Annotated in this window: 20 protein-coding genes; 4 read left to right on the forward strand and 16 right to left on the reverse strand. The window is 48.6% G+C overall.

Annotated elements, in window-relative coordinates:
* Positions 1–3: 3 nt before the first annotated feature.
* From GNE05_RS09680 to GNE05_RS09710, 7 genes are all read right to left on the reverse strand, one after another.
* Entirely contained in the window at positions 4–1440 is a 1437-nt protein-coding gene (locus GNE05_RS09680) for a GntP family permease (protein ID WP_160182703.1), read from the reverse strand.
* A 303-nt stretch (positions 1441–1743) separates the two neighbouring features.
* Positions 1744–2940 (reverse strand): cytochrome P450, encoded by a 1197-nt coding sequence (locus GNE05_RS09685; RefSeq protein ID WP_160182704.1) that lies wholly within the window; start codon positions 2938–2940, stop codon positions 1744–1746.
* A 1-nt stretch (position 2941) separates the two neighbouring features.
* Positions 2942–3961, reverse strand: coding sequence for a biotin synthase BioB (gene bioB / locus GNE05_RS09690; RefSeq protein ID WP_160182705.1), 1020 nt, complete (start codon positions 3959–3961; stop codon positions 2942–2944).
* 2 nt (positions 3962–3963) lie between these two features.
* Positions 3964–4665 carry a dethiobiotin synthase gene (gene bioD, locus GNE05_RS09695; protein WP_160182706.1) on the reverse strand — a complete coding sequence of 234 codons (702 nt, stop codon included), beginning with the start codon at positions 4663–4665 and terminating at the stop codon, positions 3964–3966.
* Entirely contained in the window at positions 4662–5822 is a 1161-nt protein-coding gene (gene bioF / locus GNE05_RS09700) for an 8-amino-7-oxononanoate synthase (protein WP_160182707.1), read from the reverse strand. The genes bioD and bioF overlap by 4 nt, the downstream gene beginning before the upstream one ends.
* The gene (gene bioA / locus GNE05_RS09705; protein ID WP_098081458.1) at positions 5812–7158 is read right to left on the reverse strand and encodes an adenosylmethionine--8-amino-7-oxononanoate transaminase; all 1347 of its coding nucleotides are present in this window, start codon (positions 7156–7158) and stop codon (positions 5812–5814) included. Before bioA ends, bioF begins: the two co-directional genes overlap by 11 nt.
* Positions 7158–7925 carry a 6-carboxyhexanoate--CoA ligase gene (locus GNE05_RS09710; RefSeq protein WP_160182708.1) on the reverse strand — a complete coding sequence of 256 codons (768 nt, stop codon included), beginning with the start codon at positions 7923–7925 and terminating at the stop codon, positions 7158–7160. Before GNE05_RS09710 ends, bioA begins: the two co-directional genes overlap by 1 nt.
* Before the next feature lie 276 nt (positions 7926–8201).
* Here GNE05_RS09710 and GNE05_RS09715 point away from each other — a divergent pair, with 276 nt between their 5' ends.
* The 4 genes from GNE05_RS09715 to GNE05_RS09725 all read left to right on the forward strand — a co-directional run bounded on the left by GNE05_RS09715 (position 8202) and on the right by GNE05_RS09725 (position 10174).
* Positions 8202–8609: a GtrA family protein gene (locus tag GNE05_RS09715; protein ID WP_160182709.1), complete on the forward strand. Its 408-nt coding sequence runs from the start codon at positions 8202–8204 to the stop codon at positions 8607–8609.
* On the forward strand, positions 8570–8770 hold the full coding sequence (locus GNE05_RS21525; RefSeq protein ID WP_442858623.1) for a hypothetical protein: 201 nt from the start codon (positions 8570–8572) through the stop codon (positions 8768–8770). Before GNE05_RS09715 ends, GNE05_RS21525 begins: the two co-directional genes overlap by 40 nt.
* Positions 8673–9509 (forward strand): UTP--glucose-1-phosphate uridylyltransferase GalU, encoded by an 837-nt coding sequence (gene galU / locus GNE05_RS09720; RefSeq protein ID WP_366935530.1) that lies wholly within the window; start codon positions 8673–8675, stop codon positions 9507–9509. The genes GNE05_RS21525 and galU overlap by 98 nt, the downstream gene beginning before the upstream one ends.
* A 74-nt stretch (positions 9510–9583) precedes the next feature.
* Positions 9584–10174 (forward strand): undecaprenyl phosphate transporter UptA, encoded by a 591-nt coding sequence (locus GNE05_RS09725; RefSeq protein ID WP_007410125.1) that lies wholly within the window; start codon positions 9584–9586, stop codon positions 10172–10174.
* 54 nt (positions 10175–10228) lie between these two features.
* Here the strand turns inward: GNE05_RS09725 and GNE05_RS09730 are convergent, their stop codons facing one another.
* From GNE05_RS09730 to GNE05_RS09770, 9 genes are all read right to left on the reverse strand, one after another.
* Positions 10229–11758 (reverse strand): acyl-CoA carboxylase subunit beta, encoded by a 1530-nt coding sequence (locus GNE05_RS09730; RefSeq protein ID WP_138092423.1) that lies wholly within the window; start codon positions 11756–11758, stop codon positions 10229–10231.
* Positions 11759–11775: 17 nt separating this feature from the next.
* Positions 11776–12555 carry an enoyl-CoA hydratase gene (locus GNE05_RS09735; protein WP_063095111.1) on the reverse strand — a complete coding sequence of 260 codons (780 nt, stop codon included), beginning with the start codon at positions 12553–12555 and terminating at the stop codon, positions 11776–11778.
* 13 nt (positions 12556–12568) lie between these two features.
* On the reverse strand, positions 12569–13468 hold the full coding sequence (locus GNE05_RS09740) for a hydroxymethylglutaryl-CoA lyase (RefSeq protein WP_007410122.1): 900 nt from the start codon (positions 13466–13468) through the stop codon (positions 12569–12571).
* Between the two features lie 15 nt (positions 13469–13483).
* Positions 13484–13696: an acetyl-CoA carboxylase biotin carboxyl carrier protein subunit gene (locus tag GNE05_RS09745; RefSeq protein ID WP_007410121.1), complete on the reverse strand. Its 213-nt coding sequence runs from the start codon at positions 13694–13696 to the stop codon at positions 13484–13486.
* On the reverse strand, positions 13693–15042 hold the full coding sequence (locus tag GNE05_RS09750; protein WP_060561602.1) for an acetyl-CoA carboxylase biotin carboxylase subunit: 1350 nt from the start codon (positions 15040–15042) through the stop codon (positions 13693–13695). Before GNE05_RS09750 ends, GNE05_RS09745 begins: the two co-directional genes overlap by 4 nt.
* Before the next feature lie 21 nt (positions 15043–15063).
* Complete coding sequence (locus tag GNE05_RS09755; RefSeq protein ID WP_061862267.1) at positions 15064–16704, reverse strand: AMP-binding protein; 1641 nt, start codon at positions 16702–16704, stop codon at positions 15064–15066.
* 44 nt (positions 16705–16748) lie between these two features.
* Positions 16749–17891 carry an acyl-CoA dehydrogenase family protein gene (locus GNE05_RS09760; RefSeq protein WP_003153894.1) on the reverse strand — a complete coding sequence of 381 codons (1143 nt, stop codon included), beginning with the start codon at positions 17889–17891 and terminating at the stop codon, positions 16749–16751.
* A 139-nt stretch (positions 17892–18030) separates the two neighbouring features.
* The gene (locus tag GNE05_RS09765) at positions 18031–19569 is read right to left on the reverse strand and encodes a glycoside hydrolase family 10-like protein (RefSeq protein WP_095060169.1); all 1539 of its coding nucleotides are present in this window, start codon (positions 19567–19569) and stop codon (positions 18031–18033) included.
* Positions 19570–19689: 120 nt separating this feature from the next.
* Positions 19690–20070: a DUF1360 domain-containing protein gene (locus GNE05_RS09770; protein WP_017417918.1), complete on the reverse strand. Its 381-nt coding sequence runs from the start codon at positions 20068–20070 to the stop codon at positions 19690–19692.
* Positions 20071–20129: the final 59 nt, after the last annotated feature.

A 20129-nucleotide genomic window follows, 5' to 3' on the forward strand; every position in this document is an offset into this window, starting at 1 on the left:
TGGCTACACAAGGCCCGTCAGACTGTAAATGGCGATGATGACAAACACAGCGGCTGTTTTAATGACGGTAATGGCAAAGATATCCCTGTAGGATTGGCGGTGGGTCAACCCGGTGACCGCGAGCAGCGTAATGACGGCGCCATTATGAGGAAGAGTGTCCATCCCGCCGGAGGCCATCGAGATCACCCGGTGCATGACCTCCGGCGGGATGTGGAATGTATTGATTGCTTCTGTATACGCTGCTGACATCGTGCTTAAAGCGATGCCCATTCCTCCTGATGCCGATCCTGTAATCCCGGCAAGCGCAGTGGTCGTCACCGCTCCGTTGACGAGCGGATCAGTAAACGTCTGCGATATGCCGCTGCTGACCATTTTAAAGCCGGGAAGCGCCGCAATGATGCCGCCAAATCCGTATTCGGCTCCTGTATTCATCGACGCCAGCAAGGCACCCCCGATACCCTCATTCAGTCCTTCTTTCAAATTGAAGAGGACTTTTTTCCAATCGAACAAAATCGTGGCCATGATTCCGATGAACAGTGCGAGTTCTACTGACCAGATCGCAGTGACGGAGGAAAGGTCAATCTTCCCGAACGCTTCTAAGCCGAGCGGCGCAAAATCAAATCCGCCAGGGTACCAATGCGGGAGCCACATCGTGAAGCATTTGTTCATGACTCCCACAAGGATAAGCGGAACAAAGGCGAGCACTTGCCGCGCGGGGCTGGGTTGCGGTAAAACAGGCGTATGTGTTTCATTAGCCAGACTTGAGGATTCCTCTGCAGCGGAAACTTCAGATTGAAATCCAGCATAGCCTTCTCCGGCATTGGCCGCTTTTTTGCGCCGGGATTCTAAATAAATCATTCCGGCCGTAAGCACAAATGCTGCACCAATCAGTCCGAGCCAGGGAGCGGCATAAATGTTTGTTTTAAAAAAAGCGGTCGGAATGACATTTTGAATTTGCGGTGTGCCGGGAAGCGCATCCATTGTAAATGTAAAGGCGCCCAATGCAATCGTACCGGGTATCAGACGCTTGGGAATATCAGCTTTAATAAATAGGTTTTTAGCAAACGGATAAATGGCAAACACCGCTACGAAGAGACTGACGCCGCTGTACGTTAAAATCGCACCCATTAAGACGATGGCGAGAATGGCTCTTTTTGCTCCCACAAGCTTGACGATTGTTTTTGCAATCGACTCGGCGAGCCCGGATATTTCAACAACCTTGCCAAAAACGGCCCCTAAAAGAAATACGGGAAAATACAGCTTAATAAATCCTACCATCTTCTCCATAAATATATTCGAGAAGAAAGGAAGTACGAAGCTTGGATCTGTCAGGAGCACGGCAAACAGCGCGCAAATCGGGGCGAATAAAATGACTGAAAAGCCCCGGTAAGCCGCAAACATCAGCATGCCTAATGCCAATAAAATAATAACAATGTCCACAAATCCCCCTCTTTTCTGCTCAATATTAGTAAGCGCTTACAAAAATCGAGAAAATAAAGCAAAAAACATGCCGGTTTTGCACAGTTTCTGAGGCTGAAAAAATGTGCATCATGGTGAATGTTCCGTTTTGGCGAAAGAAAGGGAGACCCTTGCTGTATTAGATTGATTGGCTGAGCAGTGAGTTTTTTTAGGGATAGTGAGATGGATCAGAGAGGATTTTTGCTTTATAAATATGTATTCTTTTTTCTTTCATTTATTTCCTGCAAGAGGAACCGATAAAATCCGGCCCTCCTGCATGGTCATTCAGCCAATGACAACCGGAAGCTCTTTGAGCGACCTAAAACCAATGAGCTTGCGGTATTCAAGGCGGTGTGCGGCCAGCCGAAGCTTAGGCATCCGCTCAAACAGTGTGAGAATTGCAATTTGTGCTTCGATGCGCGCTAATGAGGAGCCTATGCAAAAATGGGCGTTCTTTCCGAATGCAAGATGCGGGTTCGGTTTTCTTTGGATATCCATTTTGTGAGGTTGATCGAATATGCTTGGATCGCGATTGGCTGCCCCTAAAAGGATATATACCTGCTCTCCTTTTTTGATGGCCTTCCCATTTATTTCGCAGTCTTCTGAGGCGGTGCGTGCCGTCAGCTGCGCGGGGCTGTCGTAGCGCAGACATTCCTCAACTGCAGTTTCAATAAGCGAGGGGTTTTCTCTCAGTGCGCTAAGCTGTTCAGGGTGTTTCAATAAAGTAAACACACCGTTGCTCATGAGGTTTACCGTCGTCTCGTGTCCGGCTATGACAAGTAAGATACATGTCGCGAGCACTTCCTCTTTTGAAAGCTGTTCCTCCATAATAAACCTGCTGATCAAGTCTTGCTGAGGGTGAGCTTTCCGCTTGTGAATCAAATCTCTGAAATATGACGTGAGCCTGCCTGCGGTGTCGCTTGCTCTGACTAACGTCTTTCTTGATCGGGTAAGATCAATGGCCTGAATGACGTCTGCCGTCCATTGTCTGAATTGATATCTCTCCTCTTTCGGCACTCCGAGTATCTCCGCAATGATAAGGCTTGCCAATGGAAAGGCAAACTCTGAAACAAGGTCCGCGGTTTTTTTGATTTGGACTTGATCCAACAAGTCATGAACCGTTTCTTTTATACAAGGGCGAAGAGATTCCGCCGTCTTTGCGGTAAATTCTTTACCGATAAGCATCCGCATCCGCTTATGGTCTGATTGATTTTTAAATAACAGCATATCGTGCTGGATATGCGATAGATTTTGATATTTCGTTGAAGCTTCCGGAAGAGGGATGCGGTTTTTAAACCGAATGTCTTTCAGAATCGCTGCCGCTTCTTTGTACCCGGTGACATACCAGCCCGGATATTTTAATACGGTTCCTTTATAAACAGGATCAATGGATCGCAGTTTGTCATAAAACGGGTAAGGGTCATTCCAAAAATCCGAATCCGCATGGAGAGACGGATGTGCAATCGATAGGTCCGCCGTCATCTTATACCTCCGTATTGCAGGCGGATTGCAGGCCGGCTTTCATTTCTTCAACGGATTCGACTTCAAAACCTAAATCATGGAGCATTTGATGATCCTCTGTTTCTTGCTGCCCTGCTGTCGTTAAGTAATCTCCGACGAAAATCGAATTTGCGGCGTAAAGTCCCAGCGGCTGCAGCGAACGAAGGTTGACTTCCCGGCCTCCTGAGATACGGATTTCTTTTGACGGATTGATAAAACGGAACAAGGCGAGCACTTTCAGGCAATACACCGGATGTAATTCGCTTACCCCTTCTAACGGAGTTCCGTCAATCGCATGCAGAAAATTAACCGGGATGCTGTCGGCGTCAAGCGCTTTTAAGCTGTTCGCCATATCAATGACGTCCTGTTTCGTCTCTTTCATGCCGACGATGACACCAGAACAAGGTGACATCCCCGATTGTTTCGCCGTTTCCACTGTATTGACCCTGTCGTCATACGTGTGGGAGGTCGTAATGTTTGAGTGATTCCTTTGTGATGTATTGATGTTATGATTGTACCGGTCTACTCCTGCCTGTTTCAGCCGCTCTGCCTGTTCCGGCTTCAGCAGACCGAGGCATGCGCAGATTTTTAAACCGTACGTTTCTTTAATTTCTTTGACAGCATCAACAACTTGATCTACTTCTCTGTTCGACGGTCCCCGCCCGCTGGCGACGATACAGTATGTCCCTATATTCAGGTCGTGGGCGCGTTTTGCCCCTTTAAGCAATATATGCTTATCCACCATCCGGTAAGACTCAATCGGCGCTTTTGATATTGAAGATTGTGAACAGTACCCGCAATTTTCCGGACACAGGCCTGATTTTGCATTCAAAATCATATTCAGCTTTACTTTTTTTCCGTAAAATCGTTTTCTGATATGAAAAGCGGCATGCATCAGCAATAAAAGATCCTCATCAGGACAATTTAAAATGGCCAGCGCTTCTTGATTCGTTACTTCCGCCCCGTCCAGCACTCTCTCTGCAAGATCCATCCATTGATTCATGTTTATCTCCCCATTTGTGTCAGATTCATGAAAGAGGAAACATCTATATGTTTCTCAATCATGTGTTGAATGTTTTCCGATGAAACGTGATCCAGCTTCGGTGTGATTCCCAAAATCGGAACTTTGCATAATGTTTCAATCATGCTCGGGTTTGTCTTTTCGTCCAGCCCCGGCCTGCTCTTTACGCCGTTGATAATAATACCGAGAACCTCTATTCCCATGTTTTTCGCATATTCAACGGTTAAATATGTGTGGTTGATGGTTCCGAGATCAGGCCTGGCGACAATCACTGCCGGTAATTCCAAGGCTTTTATCAAATCACTGACTAAGTAATTTTCACCAAGCGGAACGGAAATGCCGCCTGCCCCCTCGACGATGAAACACTCATGACGATTTTTGATCTTACTCCAGTGGGCCATGACTTCATCCATGCTCACGGATTCCCCCTCAAGCAAGGCGGCCGTGTACGGCGCAAGCGGCTCTTTCCATTCAAATGGCGTGATTTCTTCATGAGACAGTGCGGTTTGTGACATGTTTTTCAACAGCGAGGTGTCACTTTCCGGATGAGTTCGCGGCACACCGCTTAAAAACGGCTTAAACACTCCGATATCCGCCTGTTTCTGCCGGAATGCCGCGGCAAGTCCGCAAGAAACGATGGTTTTTCCGACGCCGGTATCTGTTCCTGTGACAAAAAAACTTCTCATTTGTTTATATTCAGCTCTTTTCTAATGGAATCAAATGCTTCTGTCAGCTCGTCTATATCCTGTAAGCTGCGATCCGCCGTAACGGTCAGCCTGATTCTGCTTTCGCCTTCCGGAACGGCGGGCGGGCGGATGGCCGGGGCGCAGATTCCCTTTTTCTCCAGCAGTGCAGCGGCTGAAACCGCTGTTTTTGCATCACCGATGATAACGGGGATAATCGGTGTATCTCCGCCTCTTACGGTAAAGCCCATATCGGCCAGACGCGTTTTTATCATTTTGACAGACGACTGCAGCTCACGGCGCGTATCGTGCATATCTGATATGATGTCAAATGCCGTATGCGAAGCCGCACAAATTGACGGCGGGAGGGCCGTCTGAAAAATAAACGTCCGCGCCTGATTCAGCAAAAAATCAATGAAAATGTTTGATCCCGCGGCAAAACCGCCTTCCGTTCCTACAGCTTTGCTTAATGTGCCGATGACAACATCAGGACAAACACCGAAATAGTCACTGGTTCCCCCGCCGTTTTCCCCGAGTACACCGGTTGCATGCGCGTCATCTGCTATCACAAATGCCTGGTACTGCTTTGCAAGCGCCATTATGCGGTCAAGAGGCGCGATGGTGCCGTCCATGCTGAAGACGCCGTCTGTGACGATGAAGCGGCGGTTCCGAGCCTGGACGGAGGCAAGTTTTTTCTCAAGATCAGCCATATCAATATGGCGGTACACGATGGTTTCCGCTTTTGATAAACGGCAGCCGTCAACAATGCTCGCATGGTTCAGTTGATCGCTTAAAATGACATCGCCTTGTTGAGGCAGTGAGGCAAGCACGCCGATATTTGCCAAGTAACCGCTTGAAAACAATAAAGCCGCTTCCGTCTGTTTAAAATCCGCGATTGTGTGTTCAAGTTTTTCGTGCCACACAGTATTTCCTGTCGTTAACCGTGAGCCGCCGCTTCCCGCTCCGAACCGGCTCAGCGCCGTTTGCGCGGCTGTGATCAGCCGCTCATCTTTTGACAGGCCTAAATAGTCATTGGACGCCCAGGTCTGCCGCTTTTGCCCTTTGGTTTTGAGAGCGGCTTCCTGTGTTCGCAGCGTCCGATACAGCCCGTCTCTTTTCACCGCATCGAGCCTTCCGAGGAGCCATCCGTCAAAATCCACGGCCGGTCACCTCGGCTATCGCTTCTTTCATAATGGAGATCATGGCTTGTAACTGATCGGTTGTGCTGGCAAGCGGCGGCAGAAAGGCGATGACGTCTCCGAGCGGCCGTGTCAGCATACCAAGCTCTCTCATTTTCAAGGACACCTTGTATCCCATCCGCTTTTCAGGCGGATAAGGCTGTCTTGTTCCCTTATCCTGCACAAGCTCTATGCCGCACATGAAACCGAGCTGGCGGACATCGCCGACATGAGGAAGCTGCTTCAGATCATGAAGCAATTCCGCTGCCGTTTTTGATTTTTCGGCGACTTGTTCAACGATGCGCTCTGATTCGAATAAACGCAGATTTTCAATTGCCGCGGCACAGCCAAGCTGATTTCCTGTATAGGAATGGCCGTGGAAAAATGTTTTCATTTTGTCGTAGTCATCGTAGAAGGCTTCATAAATGGCTTCTGTGGCAAACGTCACAGCGATCGGCAAATAGCCTCCCGTAATGCCTTTCCCTGCCGCCATCAAGTCCGGCTGGATATTTTCATGCTCACAGGCAAACATTTTTCCGGTACGGCCGAACCCCGTCGCCACTTCGTCAACGATCATTAACACATCATATGTCGTACACAGCTTTCGTACGCCTGCCAGAAAGCCTTCAGGCATGACGATCATCCCGGATGCGCCTTGCACCATCGATTCGATCGTAAGTGCGGCAATCTCTTCGTGATGCTTTGCAAGCAGCTGTTCGAGCGCGTGAAGGCATTCATCCCGGCACTGTACGGGGTCACCGCTTTCAGATCTGTATACATACGGAATCGGGGCTTTGTAGCTTTCAAACATCAGCGGGCCGTACACATGGTGGAAGAGTTCAATGGAGCCGACGCTGACGGCTCCGATCGTATCGCCGTGATAGCCGTTCTGCATAGAAATAAACGTCTGTTTCTCGGGTCTCCCTATGTTTTTCCAGTATTGAAAGGCCATTTTCAGAGCGATTTCCATTGCTTCCGCTCCGCTGTCGGAGTAAAAAACGCGTGTCAGCTTTTCCGGTGTGATGCCTGTCAGCATCTCGGCAAGTTCTGTTGCGGGAACGTTCGTCATACCCAGCAAAGTCGAATGAGCGATTTTTTCAAGCTGTTTTTGAATCGCTTCATCCATTTCTTTTTTGCGGTGGCCGTGTACATTGAGCCATACTGAAGAAAAGCCGTCATAATATTCTTTGCCGCTGATGTCTTTCAGCATGATCCCGTTTCCGCTTTCAATGATTAACGGATCTTCATCGTAATCTTTCATTTGTGTGAAAGGCAGCCAAAGATGCTGTTTGCTTTTTTCAATCATTGATTGTTTCATCATTTCTCCTCCCGCTGAATGAATACAGGCTGCTTCTCCAAAAAATGGATACAGCTCTCTGTATCTATGGAGCCATCTGTAAAGAAAATCCGGCAGCCGCTTTCATCTCCGGCATTTTTCATCTTGGCAATCCGCTGATATCCCAGCTTCTTTGCGGCAACGTAGCCTGTTATGTAATCAGGATCATCCGACCAGCACAATTCAGCAATAATCCCCGGATATGCGCAAACTTTTGCCGCGATGGCATGTGCTTCTTTTATTCGTGAATTTTCCGGCATGTTGTGAGTAAAAGCCCATTTTTGAAAATCATGTGACGGCCAATCCACTCGGGATACCCGCACACCTCTATTTCCTCTGCCGTCAATGCGTTTTCCTGCCCGGATATCAAACAGGACCGCTCCTCTTGCGTCTGCATATTCCGCAATGTTTTCGTACGCTTTCTCTATCATGTGCGGGGGAATTCCCGCCTTTTGCAGAAGCTTGCGGGCGATCGCTTGTCCTTTTTCCGGCGTGTCTGTTTGATGGAAAGCAACCGGCAAAGGGCGGATCGTTTCGATCGGTTCATTAATGCTTTCAAGCTGAATCTGCATAAAATCAGGTATCCCTCTTGAGTGCGAGAAGCCTTTATGTAATAAGCCATCTACCGCTTCCTGTAAACCGCTGTAAGTGATGAGCCGTTCTCCGCCGGAAATGTGTTTTCCGCCCTGCTCATGGGGGGCGTTTCGGGAAGCTCTCATTCTGACGCTGTAATAGGTTTCTTCCCGCATATATTCCCCTCCTTTCTCTTACTTTGAAAATTAATGTTAACCAAAATTAATTTAAGGTTAACACTTATACAGAATATTAGTGCCCTTCACGGAATATGTCAACCTAAACTATCAAAATGTTAACTTAATTAGTTTTGCAAAGCCTCACTACGTTTTCATGTTTTGTTCATATTTTAGTAATTGTTTATTCAACACTGTCCGCTAAAGTAGTCCATATCAACAAATATGACAGCCATCTGATTCTTTTATGAAGGGAGGTCAACACCGGATGCCGTTATGCTGAAAGAAAAAGTAAAGACAGCAGGCCGTTTTTGCACTGTAGGCGTCGGCAATACGCTGATCGATTTTGGTGTCTTCTTTCTTCTCGCCGCTTGTCATGTCCCCTATCTTCCGGCGCAGATCTGCTCCTATTCGGCAGGGATCGTCAACAGCTATGTATGGAACCGGAAGTGGACGTTTCGTGTAAAACGCAAGGCTGACGGGAAAGAGATCATGCGCTTTCTCATGATTAATCTTGCCGCGTCGGGAATCACCTTTTTGCTGCTTTACGCGTTTCAAAAAGGCGGCTGTTCGCTATTGGTGAGTAAGTTCGCCGCCACTATCGGCGGGATGATGATGAATTTTATCGGAAACCGAATCTGGGTATTTGGAGATTCGCTGAAAAACATACAGAATCAGGAGTGAAGATGAATGAGAAAAAAAGTGAGAAAAGCGGTCATTCCCGCAGCAGGTTTAGGAACGAGATTTCTGCCGGCGACAAAGGCGCAGCCGAAAGAAATGATGCCGATTGTCGACAAACCGGCCATCCAATATATTGTCGAAGAGGCCGCAGCATCAGGAATTGAAGATATATTGATTATTACAGGGAGAAACAAACGCTCGATTGAAGATCATTTTGACCGGTCGGCGGAATTGGAATTCAATCTGCAGGAAAAAGGCAAAACGGAGACGCTGAAGGAAATGCAGCGGATTGCCGATTTGGCCAATATTCATTACATCCGTCAGAAAGAACCGCTCGGATTAGGACATGCGGTGCTGTGTGCGGAGCATTTTATCGGAGATGAGCCTTTTGCCGTTCTATTAGGTGATGATATTATGGTATCTGACACTCCCGCTCTTTCACAGCTCATAGACGTCTATAACCAACACGGCACAGAAACGGTCGGCGTACAGCCCGTCGATCCTGCTGATGTCAGCAAATATGGTATTATACAGACGGGGCGGCAGAGCGGTCATGTGTACGAGGTTGAGGATCTGATTGAGAAACCGGCTGTTGAAAAGGCGCCCTCTCATATTGCCGTGATGGGCCGCTACATATTAACCCCTGCTATTTTTAAAACGCTGAAGACGATCGGAAGAGGCGCGGGCAACGAAATCCAATTGACAGACGCGCTGCGCGAAGTGTGCCGCACCCGAAGCATTTACGCGCGGGAGCTTGAAGGAAGCCGGTTTGATATAGGAGATAAGTTCGGCTGTTTTAAGGCTGGCACGGAGATCGGGCTTCTGCGGGAAGAAATGAGACCGAAACTTTTAGCTTATTTAGAAGAGGTGTTAAAAAGAGAATCTGAAGAAATCGTGCGTTAAAAAATAATTTGTAACCATTTTGCTTGTCAATCAGTCATATAATTGGGTAAAAAGATAAAGAGGTTGTGAACAGTGTGGGCAATTTTATTAGTGAAATATTATCCTGGCTGACAAGTATGGGCTATTTAGGGATTGCGCTCGGATTAATGATCGAAATCATTCCGAGTGAAATCGTTCTGGCTTACGGAGGCTATATGGTGTCAGAAGGCACGATCAGCTTTATCGGCGCCATTGTCGCCGGTGTGATCGGGGGAACGATCGCGCAGTGCTTTATTTACTGGATCGCCCGTTATGGGGGACGGCCGTTTTTGGACAAGTACGGCAAGTACTTACTTCTGAAAAAGCATCATGTTGATGTTGCGGAAAACTGGTTTCGCCGTTACGGCGCCGGCGTTGTGTTCTCGGCGCGGTTTATCCCGGTCGTCAGACATGCGATCTCCATCCCGGCCGGCCTTGCGAAAATGCCTCTTTCCAAGTTTGTCATATTGACGACGCTTGCCATTATTCCGTGGTCTGTCATTTTCGTTTATCTCGGATATCAGCTCGGGGGACAGTGGAAAGACGTAGACAGCTATGCCGGAATGTATACAACTCCGATCATTATATTGGCTCTCGTATTTATTGTTGTTTATTTTGTTGTGAAGAAAATGAGATCAAGACTGTGAAAAAAGACTGCATAAGAACGGCTGCGAGCCGGATCTATGCAGTCTTTTTTTTATTTATACCGGGTATACGGGGTGTTTCCGGTGTGTGAATGTCAGTTGTTTGGACATGTAAGCAGTGAGGCGTTTATTGAGTTCTTCCCGCAAGGAATCAGCAGGAACAATGCCGTCAATCACCATTTCAGAAGCAAGCCGGTAAAGGTTAATGTCTTCCTTATATTCATCACGCTTTTCTTGAATAAAAGCCGGCCTTTCTTCAGGTGTGAGCTCGCTGATTTTGTTTGCGTAGACCGCATTCACCGCTGCTTCAGGACCCATTACGGCAATTTGCGCAGTCGGAAGCGCTAAACAGCAGTCCGGTTCAAAAGCAGGCCCCGCCATCGCGTATAATCCGGCACCGTAGGCTTTTCTGACGATAACAGAAAGCTTCGGAACAGTCGCTTCCGCCATTGCGGAGATCATTTTTGCGCCATGCCTGATGATGCCCGCCTGCTCAACCTTCGTTCCGATCATGAATCCGGGAATATCTGCTAAAAACAGAAGCGGAATATGGAATGCGTCGCACAAAGCGATAAATTTTGCGGCTTTATCCGCCGAATCGAGAAATAAAACCCCGCCTTTGACACGCGGCTGATTGGCGATAATGCCGACCGGCTGTCCGTGAATCCGCGCAAGCCCCGTTATTAATTCCTGCGCAAATAACGGTTTAATCTCAAAAAATGAGTCTTCATCAATGACACGTTCAATTAAATCCATCATGTTGAACGGTGCGTTTTGATGTGCCGGAATGACATCTGAGAGCGGTTTTTCAAAAGCCTTCGGGTTCTTAGATTTGTTGATGGGCGCTTTTTCAGTATAATTTGACGGAAAATAGCTGAGATATGTCTGCGCCATCATGATTGCTTCCTGTTCCGTCCGGGCGAGGAGATCACCGCAGCCTGATACGGAACAATGCATACGGGCGCCGCCCATTTCTTCAAGCGATACTTTCTCGCCAATCACCATTTCTGCCATACGCGGAGAACCTAAGTACATGGATGCATTGCCTTCGACCATAATGACAATGTCGCAAAAGGCCGGAATGTAAGCGCCGCCCGCAGCGGAAGGGCCGAACAATAAACAGATTTGCGGAATGCGGCCCGACAGCTTTACTTGATTATAAAAGATGCGGCCGGCTCCCCTTCTGCCCGGGAACATGTCGACCTGATCCGTAATTCTCGCACCTGCGGAATCGACTAAGTACAAGAGCGGACACTGAAGCTTTTCCGCCGTCTCTTGAATGCGGATGATTTTTTCCACCGTTTTCGCGCCCCACGAGCCCGCCTTTACGGTTGAGTCGTTTGCCATCACACAAACGGTTCTGCCGCCGATGGTTCCGATCCCGGTAACGACCCCGTCAGCCGGCAGTCCGTCTGACATGCACTCGGCGAAAAAAGCGTCTTCAACGGATATGCCGTCATCGAATAAAAGCTTCAGCCTGTCTCTTACAAAAAGTTTTCCCTTCTTTTCGTTGCTTGCGTGATATTTCGCGGCTCCTCCCTTTTCAATCGTTTTGCTGCGTGTCTGCCGTTCTTTTTCGTAATCCATCCGAGTCCCTCCATGTTTTATTTTCCTTTGTATTCAGGGGGTCTTTTTTCTTTAAAAGCGCGCAGGCCCTCTTCTCTGTCAAGTGTGGGGATGACTTGTTCATATGCTTTTCGTTCGATTTCGAGCCCTGTATTGAGATCTGTCTCCAGACCCTTGTTTATCGCGGATTTTGCTTGTCTGACGGCGATCGGCCCATTAGCGGCGATGCGGCCGGCCAGTGCTTTTGCTTTTTCCATAAGTTCATCGGCTTCACAAACATGCTCGATCAGCTTCATGTCTTTTCCCTCTCCTGCAGAAAGCCTTCGGCCGGTATAGATCAATTCTTTTGCCGCGCCGGGGCCGATAAGCCGGGGCAGTCTCTGCGTTCCGCCCGCTCCGGGAATGATCGCAAGCCCTGTTTCAGGAAGGCCGAGGCCCGCCCGGCTGACGGCGATTCTGATATCACAGGCGAGGGCGAGTTCAAGGCCTCCTCCGACAGCGGTTCCGTTCAGCGCTGCAATGACCGGCTGCGGGAGAGCTTCAATGGATGCCGCCGTTTCACCGATACGCCTGACGCTTTGCTTAACTTGTTCATGATTCATCCCCGCTCTTTCTTTTAAATCAGCACCGGCGCAAAATGTGTTCCCGGTGCCGGTGAGAATGACACAACGAATGGATGGCGAGTTTTTGATGTCTTCAATCACACGCTGTAAATGATCAATCATGTCTGAAGACAGCGAATTGGCCGCATGCGGGCGGTTCAGCGTGATCAGACCGATCGTTTCTTGACAGACGGAATACAAGACGCAATCTCCCATGGCTTCTCCTTTCTCATTTCGTTCTGAATGCCTGCAGGTTTCTGCTTGGCAGGTCTTTGCCTATTTTATCCGCGATCCAGCCGGCGGCATAAAGAAGTTTATTCATGTCCGTCCCGGTATCAATCCCCATTTGTTCGAGCATATAAATGACGTCTTCTGTGGCAGCGTTTCCTGCTGATCCAGGGGCGTACGGGCAGCCGCCAAGCCCGCCTGAGGAAGTATCAAAGGATGTGATGCCCATATCAAGAGCGGGAATGATATTCGCTAGAGCCGTTCCTCTTGTATCATGGAAATGGAGTGCGATTTTTGAGGCGGGAATTCTCGGCAAAAGGGCTTCAAGCACGGCTATGACCTGCAAGGGGTTTGCCGCGCCGATCGTGTCGCCGAGCGATATTTCATCAACACCCATTTCGAGCAGGGTGTCTGACAGGCGGATGACTTGTTCGACCGGCACGTTCTGTTCGTACGGACAGCCGAACACAGTGGACAGATAAGCTCTCGTCGCCATTTTTTCAGCTTTTGCTTCAGTAATAACCCGCCTGAGCTCTTGAACGGTCCGGTCAATCGGTTTGTTTACGTTTTTTTGGTTATGGGTTTCGCTTGCAGATAAAAATACACATGCCTGATCGATTCCGCCTTCTGCCGCATGCTCCAGTCCGATGAGGTTCGGAACGAGAGCCGCGTAGACCGTATGTTCAGATCTGGCAATGCCTTTTGCGACGTCCAGGCTGTCACGAAGAGCCGGAATCCATCTCGGATGCACGAATGATGTCACTTCGATATAGGGAAGGCCTGTTTTTGACAGCATATTGATCCACTCAATCTTATCTTCTGTATCCACCCACGCGGATTCATTCTGCAAGCCGTCACGCGGTCCTACTTCATTGATGCGGACATGTTTCGGACAGTTCATGCTGCACCTCCCGTTTTATTGAAGTTCAATCAGGACCTCTCCTTCATCAGTGAAATCACCTTCTGATTTTTTCACTTCTTTCACCGTACCCGCTGCATCAGCGATAATCGGAATTTCCATTTTCATAGATTCCAAGATGGCCACTTCCTGTCCTTCTTCAATGACATCACCCGGCTTCACATGAATTTTCCACAGGTTTCCCGCCATTTGAATTTTTATGACGCTCATTTGGATGCCCCCTCGTTCATTGTTTGTAAAAAACCGGTTGTTGCCTCGCCCTTTTCAAACACTTCTGAATGAGCAATTTTTGTCAGCAGCGGAATGTTGGTTTTAATCCCTTCTACATGATATTCGCCAAGGGCGGTTTTCAGTTGTTCAATGGCTTGTTTTCTCGTATTCGCCGTGACGATCATTTTGGCAATCATCGGATCGTAAAACGGAGAAATGACGCTTCCCTTTTCGACGGCGCATTCGTGTCGCACTGACGGGTGTCTTAAAACGGAAAAAGACGAGATAGTACCGGGTGACGGGTAAAAGGTGACCGGATCTTCCGCATAGATCCGCACTTCTATCGCATGACCGCGGTGGTTGATATCTTTCTGCGAGAAAGGCAGCGCCTGCCCAGCGGCAATTTTCAGCTGTTCTTCCACAAGATCCAGTCCTGTAATTTCTTCTGTCACCGGATGCTCCACCTGCAGTCTGGTGTTCATCTCTAAAAAATAGATTTGTTTCTTTTGGTCGACGAGAAATTCTATTGTGCCTGCATTTTGGTAGCCGATCGATTTAGCGGCTTTAACGGCGGTTTCACCGAGTCTTTGTCTTAATTCATCGTCAACAAACGGCGACGGCGCTTCTTCTATCACTTTTTGGTGGCGCCTTTGGACTGAACAGTCACGTTCAAACAGATGAACGGTGTTGCCGAAAGAATCTGCGAGTATCTGAATTTCAATATGACGGGCATTTTCAATGACCTTTTCCATATACATTGCGCCGTCTCCAAAAAAGGAGGCGGCCCGCTTTTGATTGCCTTCAAACGCTTTGGCCAGCTCTTCTTCTGAATGTACGATCTGCATGCCGATTCCGCCGCCACCTGCGGACGCTTTCAGCATGACCGGAAAACCGATGGCACGGGCTTCTGCTAAGGCGGAGTGAACATCGGGCAATGGCTCTGAAACACCGGGAACGATCGGGACCTTTGCTTTTTGCATCGTTTTTCGGGCTTCTATCTTGCTGCCCATCTTGGCGATGATATCACCGGGCGGACCGATAAATGTGATTTGTTCCTTCCGGCAGCGTTCGGCGAACAGGCTGTTTTCTGACAGCAGCCCGTAGCCCGGATGAATGGCGTCCGCTCCGGCGGATTTAGCGGCTTCTATGATTCTGTCGATATGTAAATAGCTTTCATTTACTCTCGATTTACCGATCGGATAGGCCTCATCAGCCGCTTTTACATGCAGCGCGTCCCGGTCGGCTTCTGAATACACAGCTGCCGAGGGGATGCCGAGACGTTTGCAGGTGCGGATAATTCGTAAGGCGATTTCTCCTCTGTTGGCAATCAGGACTTTTTTAAACAAATGTGAAGCACTCCTTTTTCATTAAGTTAACTTGAGCTCTTCAATCGTTTTTTCCCGCAGCTTGAATTTCTGAATTTTTCCGGAGGCTGTCATTGGATATTCATCTGTAAACAAAACATACCTGGGGACTTTATAGCGGGCGATATGTTCTTTGCAAAAGGCTCTGATGTCTTCTGCGGAAGCGGTTTGTCCGTCTTTGAGCCTGATCCACGCCGCGGCCTCTTCTCCGTATTTCGGATCAGGCACGCCGACGACCTGAACGTCTGCTACCGCGGGATGCCGATATAACATTTCCTCAATCTCGCGCGGATAGATATTTTCGCCGCCCCTGATCAGCATGTCTTTCAGACGGCCCGTGATTTTGCAGTACCCGTCCTCGTCCATGACCGCCAAATCACCGGTATGCAGCCAGCCGTCTTTGTCTATCGCTTCTTCGGTCGCTTCTTGATTTTTATAATAGCCTTTCATGACATGATATCCGCGGGTGCAGAGCTCTCCTTGTTCGCCCCGGGCGGCTTCTTGGGATGTTCCGGGCCGAACGATTCTGACTTCGATATGGGGAAGCGCGCGCCCCGCTGTTTCCACTCTTCTTTCAAATGAATCATCCGTTCTTGTCTGCGTAATAACAGGTGATGCTTCGGTCTGTCCGTAGGCAATTGTAATGTCGGTCATCCCCATTTTGCCGATCACTTCTCTCATGACTTCCGCCGGGCATGGCGAGCCTGCCATAATCCCGGTTCGGACGTGGGAAAGATCATATTCAGAAAAACGGCTGTCATTTAGGAGGGCGATAAACATCGTCGGTACACCGTGCAGAGCCGTGCAGGCTTCTTTCTCCACCGTTTTCAGAACGGCCGGCGGAGAAAACTGTTCGATCGGAATCATCGCCGCACCCGCGGAAACACATGCCAGCACGCCGAGCACACACCCAAAGCAGTGGAAAAACGGCACGGGAATACATAAACGGTCACATGAAGTAAGCTTCATGCATTCTGCGATATTGGCCGCGTTATTTACGATATTAAAATGTGAGAGCATGACGCCTTTCGGAAATCCGGTCGTACCTGATGTATATTGCATATGAATGCAATCATCCTTTTTCAGGCTGTCCATCCTTCCGTCAAGCTCTGCATCCGTTACAGACTCGGCATCCTTCAGCAAAGAATCCCAACGGTGCATCCCGGGCGGGCTTTTATCACCGATATATAACACCGTCCGTAAAAATGGATAACGTTTCGAACGCAGCCTGCCGCGCTCACAAGTTTTTAGTTCGGGAATCAGCTTATTCACCATCTCAACATAAGATGTCTGCCGGTAGGAATCCATGATTATCAAGGCCGAGACGTCTGAATGTGCCAGCAGGTAATCGAGCTCTGCGATTTGAAAATTGGTATTAATGGTGACCAGAACGGCGCCGATTTTCGCCGTTGCAAATTGCGCCGCGAGCCATTCCGGAATGTTGGATGCCCATATGGCCACATGATCTCCTTTTTCAACTCCCAGCTTCATCAGCCCTTTTGCGGTTTGCCGGCATAACCGGTCAAACTCGGCATACGTATAACGAAGGCTGCGCTCAGGGTAAACAACCGCTTCATGATCCGGAAAAAGCTTCGCGGTCCGCTCAAGCAGCTTTCCGGCTGTTAAATGGATAAGTTCAGCCATATGACCTGCCCCCTTCCATCCCTGTCTTGGTAAACGTTTTCATTTCACTTCAAAAGCTGTCTTGCGATGACCATTCTTTGAATTTCTGACGTTCCTTCGCCAATCTCCATCAGCTTTGCGTCACGAAGCATACGTTCGACACCGCATTCCTTCATATAACCGGAACCGCCATGAATTTGGATGGCCTGAAGGCACGTTCTGACGGCCATTTCTGAAGCATAAAGCTTGGCGAATGCCGCTTCTTTCGTAAATGGCAGGTTTTGATCCTTCAGCCATGCCGCTTTAAGCACCATCTGTCTGGCAAGGTCAATTTCCATCGCCATATCGGCCAGCTTAAATTGAATGGCTTGAAATGACGATATCGGACTGCCGAACTGCTTGCGTTCCTTCGCATATGACAGCGACGCCTCCAGCGCGCCTTGAGCGATACCGACAGCCAGTGCCGCAATCGAGATCCGCCCGCCGTCTAATGTATATAAAAATTGTTTAAAACCTTTTTCAGGATCACCGAGCAGGTTATCGGCAGGCACCCTGACATCCTCCAGCACAAGCTCGGCCGTATCCGATCCTCTCACACCCATCTTGTCGTACGGATTTGTGATCGTAAATCCCGGTGTGTCTGTGGGGACGATGAGAGCTGAAATGATCGGTTTTCCGGCGGAGTTCTTTCCCGTAACGGCGGTGACAATGACCGTGCGGGCGTAATTTGCGTTTGTGATCCAGCATTTCTCTCCGTTTATCACATAGTCATCGCCCTTTTTCTCGGCTTTTGTCTGGGTGCCGCCGGCATCTGAACCGGCATTCGGCTCTGTCAGCCCGAATGATCCGAGCGCTTTTCCCGAAGCAAGCGGAATAAGATGTTCTTGCTTTTGCTGTTCAGTACCGAAATAGTATAATGGGCTTGCGCCGAGTGACACGGCTGCCGCGTAGCTCAGCCCCGTGCTGCCGCAGGCTTTTCCGATTTCTTCGACCGCTGCTGCATATGAAATGGTATCACCGCCCGCCCCGCCGTATTCTTCCGGAAACGGAATTCCGAGCAGCCCGAGTTCGCCTATTTTTTTAAATGTGTCTATCGGGAAGACGGCTGATTGATCAACCTCATGGGCTTTCGGGGCAATTTCATTTTTGGCGAAATCTCTGACCATTTCGCGCACCATCTGCTGTTCTTTTGTCAGTTGAAAATTCATTAACCTTCCTCCTTCTGCTGCTTTCTACATTTTATTAATGGGGGTCTTTATTCATTCCATCCAAATGAAGTCTGAACATTCGGACTCATCCGCCGCAAAAAAACTGACAGCGCCGCAACTGTCAGTTTATTAATAATGGCTATTTAATCGTCCGTTTTGCGGAGGGACGGCTCTCATGGTGTAGCCTGTCAACGGAAGTAACGATATAGGTGCAGGCTTCTTCCGCCCGAATTTCAGTATCTGAAAATGTCTGCGTCCGTGAGGATGTTTTTCTGACTGTATCCACTAAATAAGGCTGCTTTCCCTTTTCTGCGCGGTAAATGGCGTAATAAGCCGTTTTTTTACCGTTGGATTTCGCATCTTCAATATAGAGTGTATGGCCTGAATCGTTCTTCTCCGCCCGTTTGACAGCCGGTTTTTTTAAAGCGGAATGTCCGAGCCAAGGCATCTCGGGAATTAATGCGGGCCGGCTGTACATGTCTTTGATCAAACGGTTTTTCACATCGAGCGGATTACGGTTTAAATCCTTTAAACTGAAATGCATGCTGCCTTTTATCCATGCTGATCCCCTGTTAAGAGCAATCTGTCTTCCGTATTCCCCCGGGTCGGCCCAGGCCGGATCAGCATTGTTGTTGATTTTATAAGCTGCCTGCCCGATATATAAATGCACCGGCCGATTGTTCACTTCTTTTCCCCACCAATCCGCTAAGACGTCATATGCCGCCGCTTTAAATCCGATGCTCCAGTAAATTTGCGGTGCGATGTAATCAATGTATCCTTTTTGGATCCATTCTCTCGTATCAGCATATAAATCATCGTAGTTCCGCACCCCTGCGGCCGTTTCGGAGCCTGTCGGGTCATCTGCGGCATTTCTCCATACGCCGAACGGGCTGATTCCGAATTTGACATAAGGTTTTTCTCGTTTGATGGTTTGGTTGATTTCTTTTACAAGCCGGTTGACGTTATCCCTGCGCCAGTCATCAACTGATGCAAAGTGAGCTTTTCCGTACCGTTCGTATTCCGCCTGATCGGGGAATTCCTGTCCGGCAATTTTATAAGGATAAAAATAATCATCCATATGAACCGCATCAATGTCATAACGGCTGACCACCTCTTTGATTCCATCCGTTATAAATTGTCTTACTTCCGGAATGCCCGGATTATAGTACAGCTGTTTTCCATATGCAGCGACCCAGTCCGGATGGGAACGCGCGGGATGATCATCTGAAAGCGCATTCAAATTTGTATGATTCATCGTGATCCGGTAAGGATTGAACCAAGCGTGAAATTCAAGATTCCGTTTATGTGTCTCTTCAACTAAAAAAGCAAGCGGATCGTAGCCGGGATTTTTGCCTTGTGTTCCTGTCAGATACTCTGACCAAGGCCCGTAATCTGATGGATAAAAAGCATCAGCCGCAGGCTTAATTTGGACGATAACGGCATTCATTCCCATCTCCTGAACGTCATCCAGCAGCTTGCTGTATTCTCTTTTTTGCTCTTCCGGTGACAGCCCTTTTTTAGAGGGCCAGTCGATATTGGTGACAGACGCGATCCAGACGGCTCTCATTTCTCTCTCCGGCTGAGTGCCGCTTGCTTGTGCGGATGCTGAGAATGTAAAGATGCCGGCTGTCAGTACAACGGCCAAAAACCATATCATGCTAAAACGGCAGCTTTTCATGTTTTTCCCCCTCTCTGCTTTACGGTATTCCGAAGCATTCCGGGCGGTGAATCAGAAAGCCTGCTTTGCTCCTCTCAGCCTAAAAGGGAAAGAAAAAAGTCCTAAAGCGAATAAAACGCTTCAGGACTTTTTATGTTTCATGGCGGCGAGCACGTCAATGATCTTCGTTCCGACGCCGACACAAGTTTCAAGAATGGCCTGCGCTCCGGCGATGGATAAAATGAAAATAACCGGATGTGCATAGCGGGGCCAGACCAAGTAGCAGATGCCGATCAATATGGCGCACCAGACACCCGCACACCAATAACATTGCAGCATATAACCGAATGCGGAGGAAGGGACTTTTTTTTGGACGGCGCGCCCGTTTTGATCGACGGTTTTTTCTTGCTTTATAAAGGGTTTTCTTATGAATTCCGTAATCTTATCAAATACGATCAAATGGGTCATCCGGTAGCTGGCAAGAATAATCATTACATACGTAAGCCAAGATAGGTTCGTCATGTCAAAGCCTCCAAAAAACTGAGTTTGATTCCCCTATCTTGCCCTTTGTCTTCTTCAGC

The sequence above is a fragment of the Bacillus sp. AM1(2019) genome (assembly GCF_009906915.1).
GTDB classification, from domain to species: domain Bacteria; phylum Bacillota; class Bacilli; order Bacillales; family Bacillaceae; genus Bacillus; species Bacillus velezensis.

Excerpts from the sequence above, each read along its gene's own strand:
- GNE05_RS09685 (WP_160182704.1), bottom strand. The coding sequence starts at position 2,940 with ATGACGGCGGACCTATCGATTGCACATCCGTCTCTCCATGCGGATTCG.
- bioB (WP_160182705.1), bottom strand. The coding sequence starts at position 3,961 with ATGAATCAATGGATGGATCTTGCAGAGAGAGTGCTGGACGGGGCGGAA.
- bioD (WP_160182706.1), bottom strand. The coding sequence starts at position 4,665 with ATGAGAAGTTTTTTTGTCACAGGAACAGATACCGGCGTCGGAAAAACC.
- bioA (WP_098081458.1), bottom strand. The coding sequence starts at position 7,158 with ATGAAACAATCAATGATTGAAAAAAGCAAACAGCATCTTTGGCTGCCT.
- GNE05_RS09710 (WP_160182708.1), bottom strand. The coding sequence starts at position 7,925 with ATGCGGGAAGAAACCTATTACAGCGTCAGAATGAGAGCTTCCCGAAAC.
- GNE05_RS09715 (WP_160182709.1), top strand. The coding sequence starts at position 8,202 with ATGCTGAAAGAAAAAGTAAAGACAGCAGGCCGTTTTTGCACTGTAGGC.
- GNE05_RS09730 (WP_138092423.1), bottom strand. The coding sequence starts at position 11,758 with ATGGATTACGAAAAAGAACGGCAGACACGCAGCAAAACGATTGAAAAG.
- GNE05_RS09735 (WP_063095111.1), bottom strand. The coding sequence starts at position 12,555 with ATGGGAGATTGCGTCTTGTATTCCGTCTGTCAAGAAACGATCGGTCTG.
- GNE05_RS09740 (WP_007410122.1), bottom strand. The coding sequence starts at position 13,468 with ATGAACTGTCCGAAACATGTCCGCATCAATGAAGTAGGACCGCGTGAC.
- GNE05_RS09745 (WP_007410121.1), bottom strand. The coding sequence starts at position 13,696 with ATGAGCGTCATAAAAATTCAAATGGCGGGAAACCTGTGGAAAATTCAT.
- GNE05_RS09755 (WP_061862267.1), bottom strand. The coding sequence starts at position 16,704 with ATGGCTGAACTTATCCATTTAACAGCCGGAAAGCTGCTTGAGCGGACC.
- GNE05_RS09760 (WP_003153894.1), bottom strand. The coding sequence starts at position 17,891 with ATGAATTTTCAACTGACAAAAGAACAGCAGATGGTGCGCGAAATGGTC.
- GNE05_RS09765 (WP_095060169.1), bottom strand. The coding sequence starts at position 19,569 with ATGAAAAGCTGCCGTTTTAGCATGATATGGTTTTTGGCCGTTGTACTG.
- GNE05_RS09770 (WP_017417918.1), bottom strand. The coding sequence starts at position 20,070 with ATGACGAACCTATCTTGGCTTACGTATGTAATGATTATTCTTGCCAGC.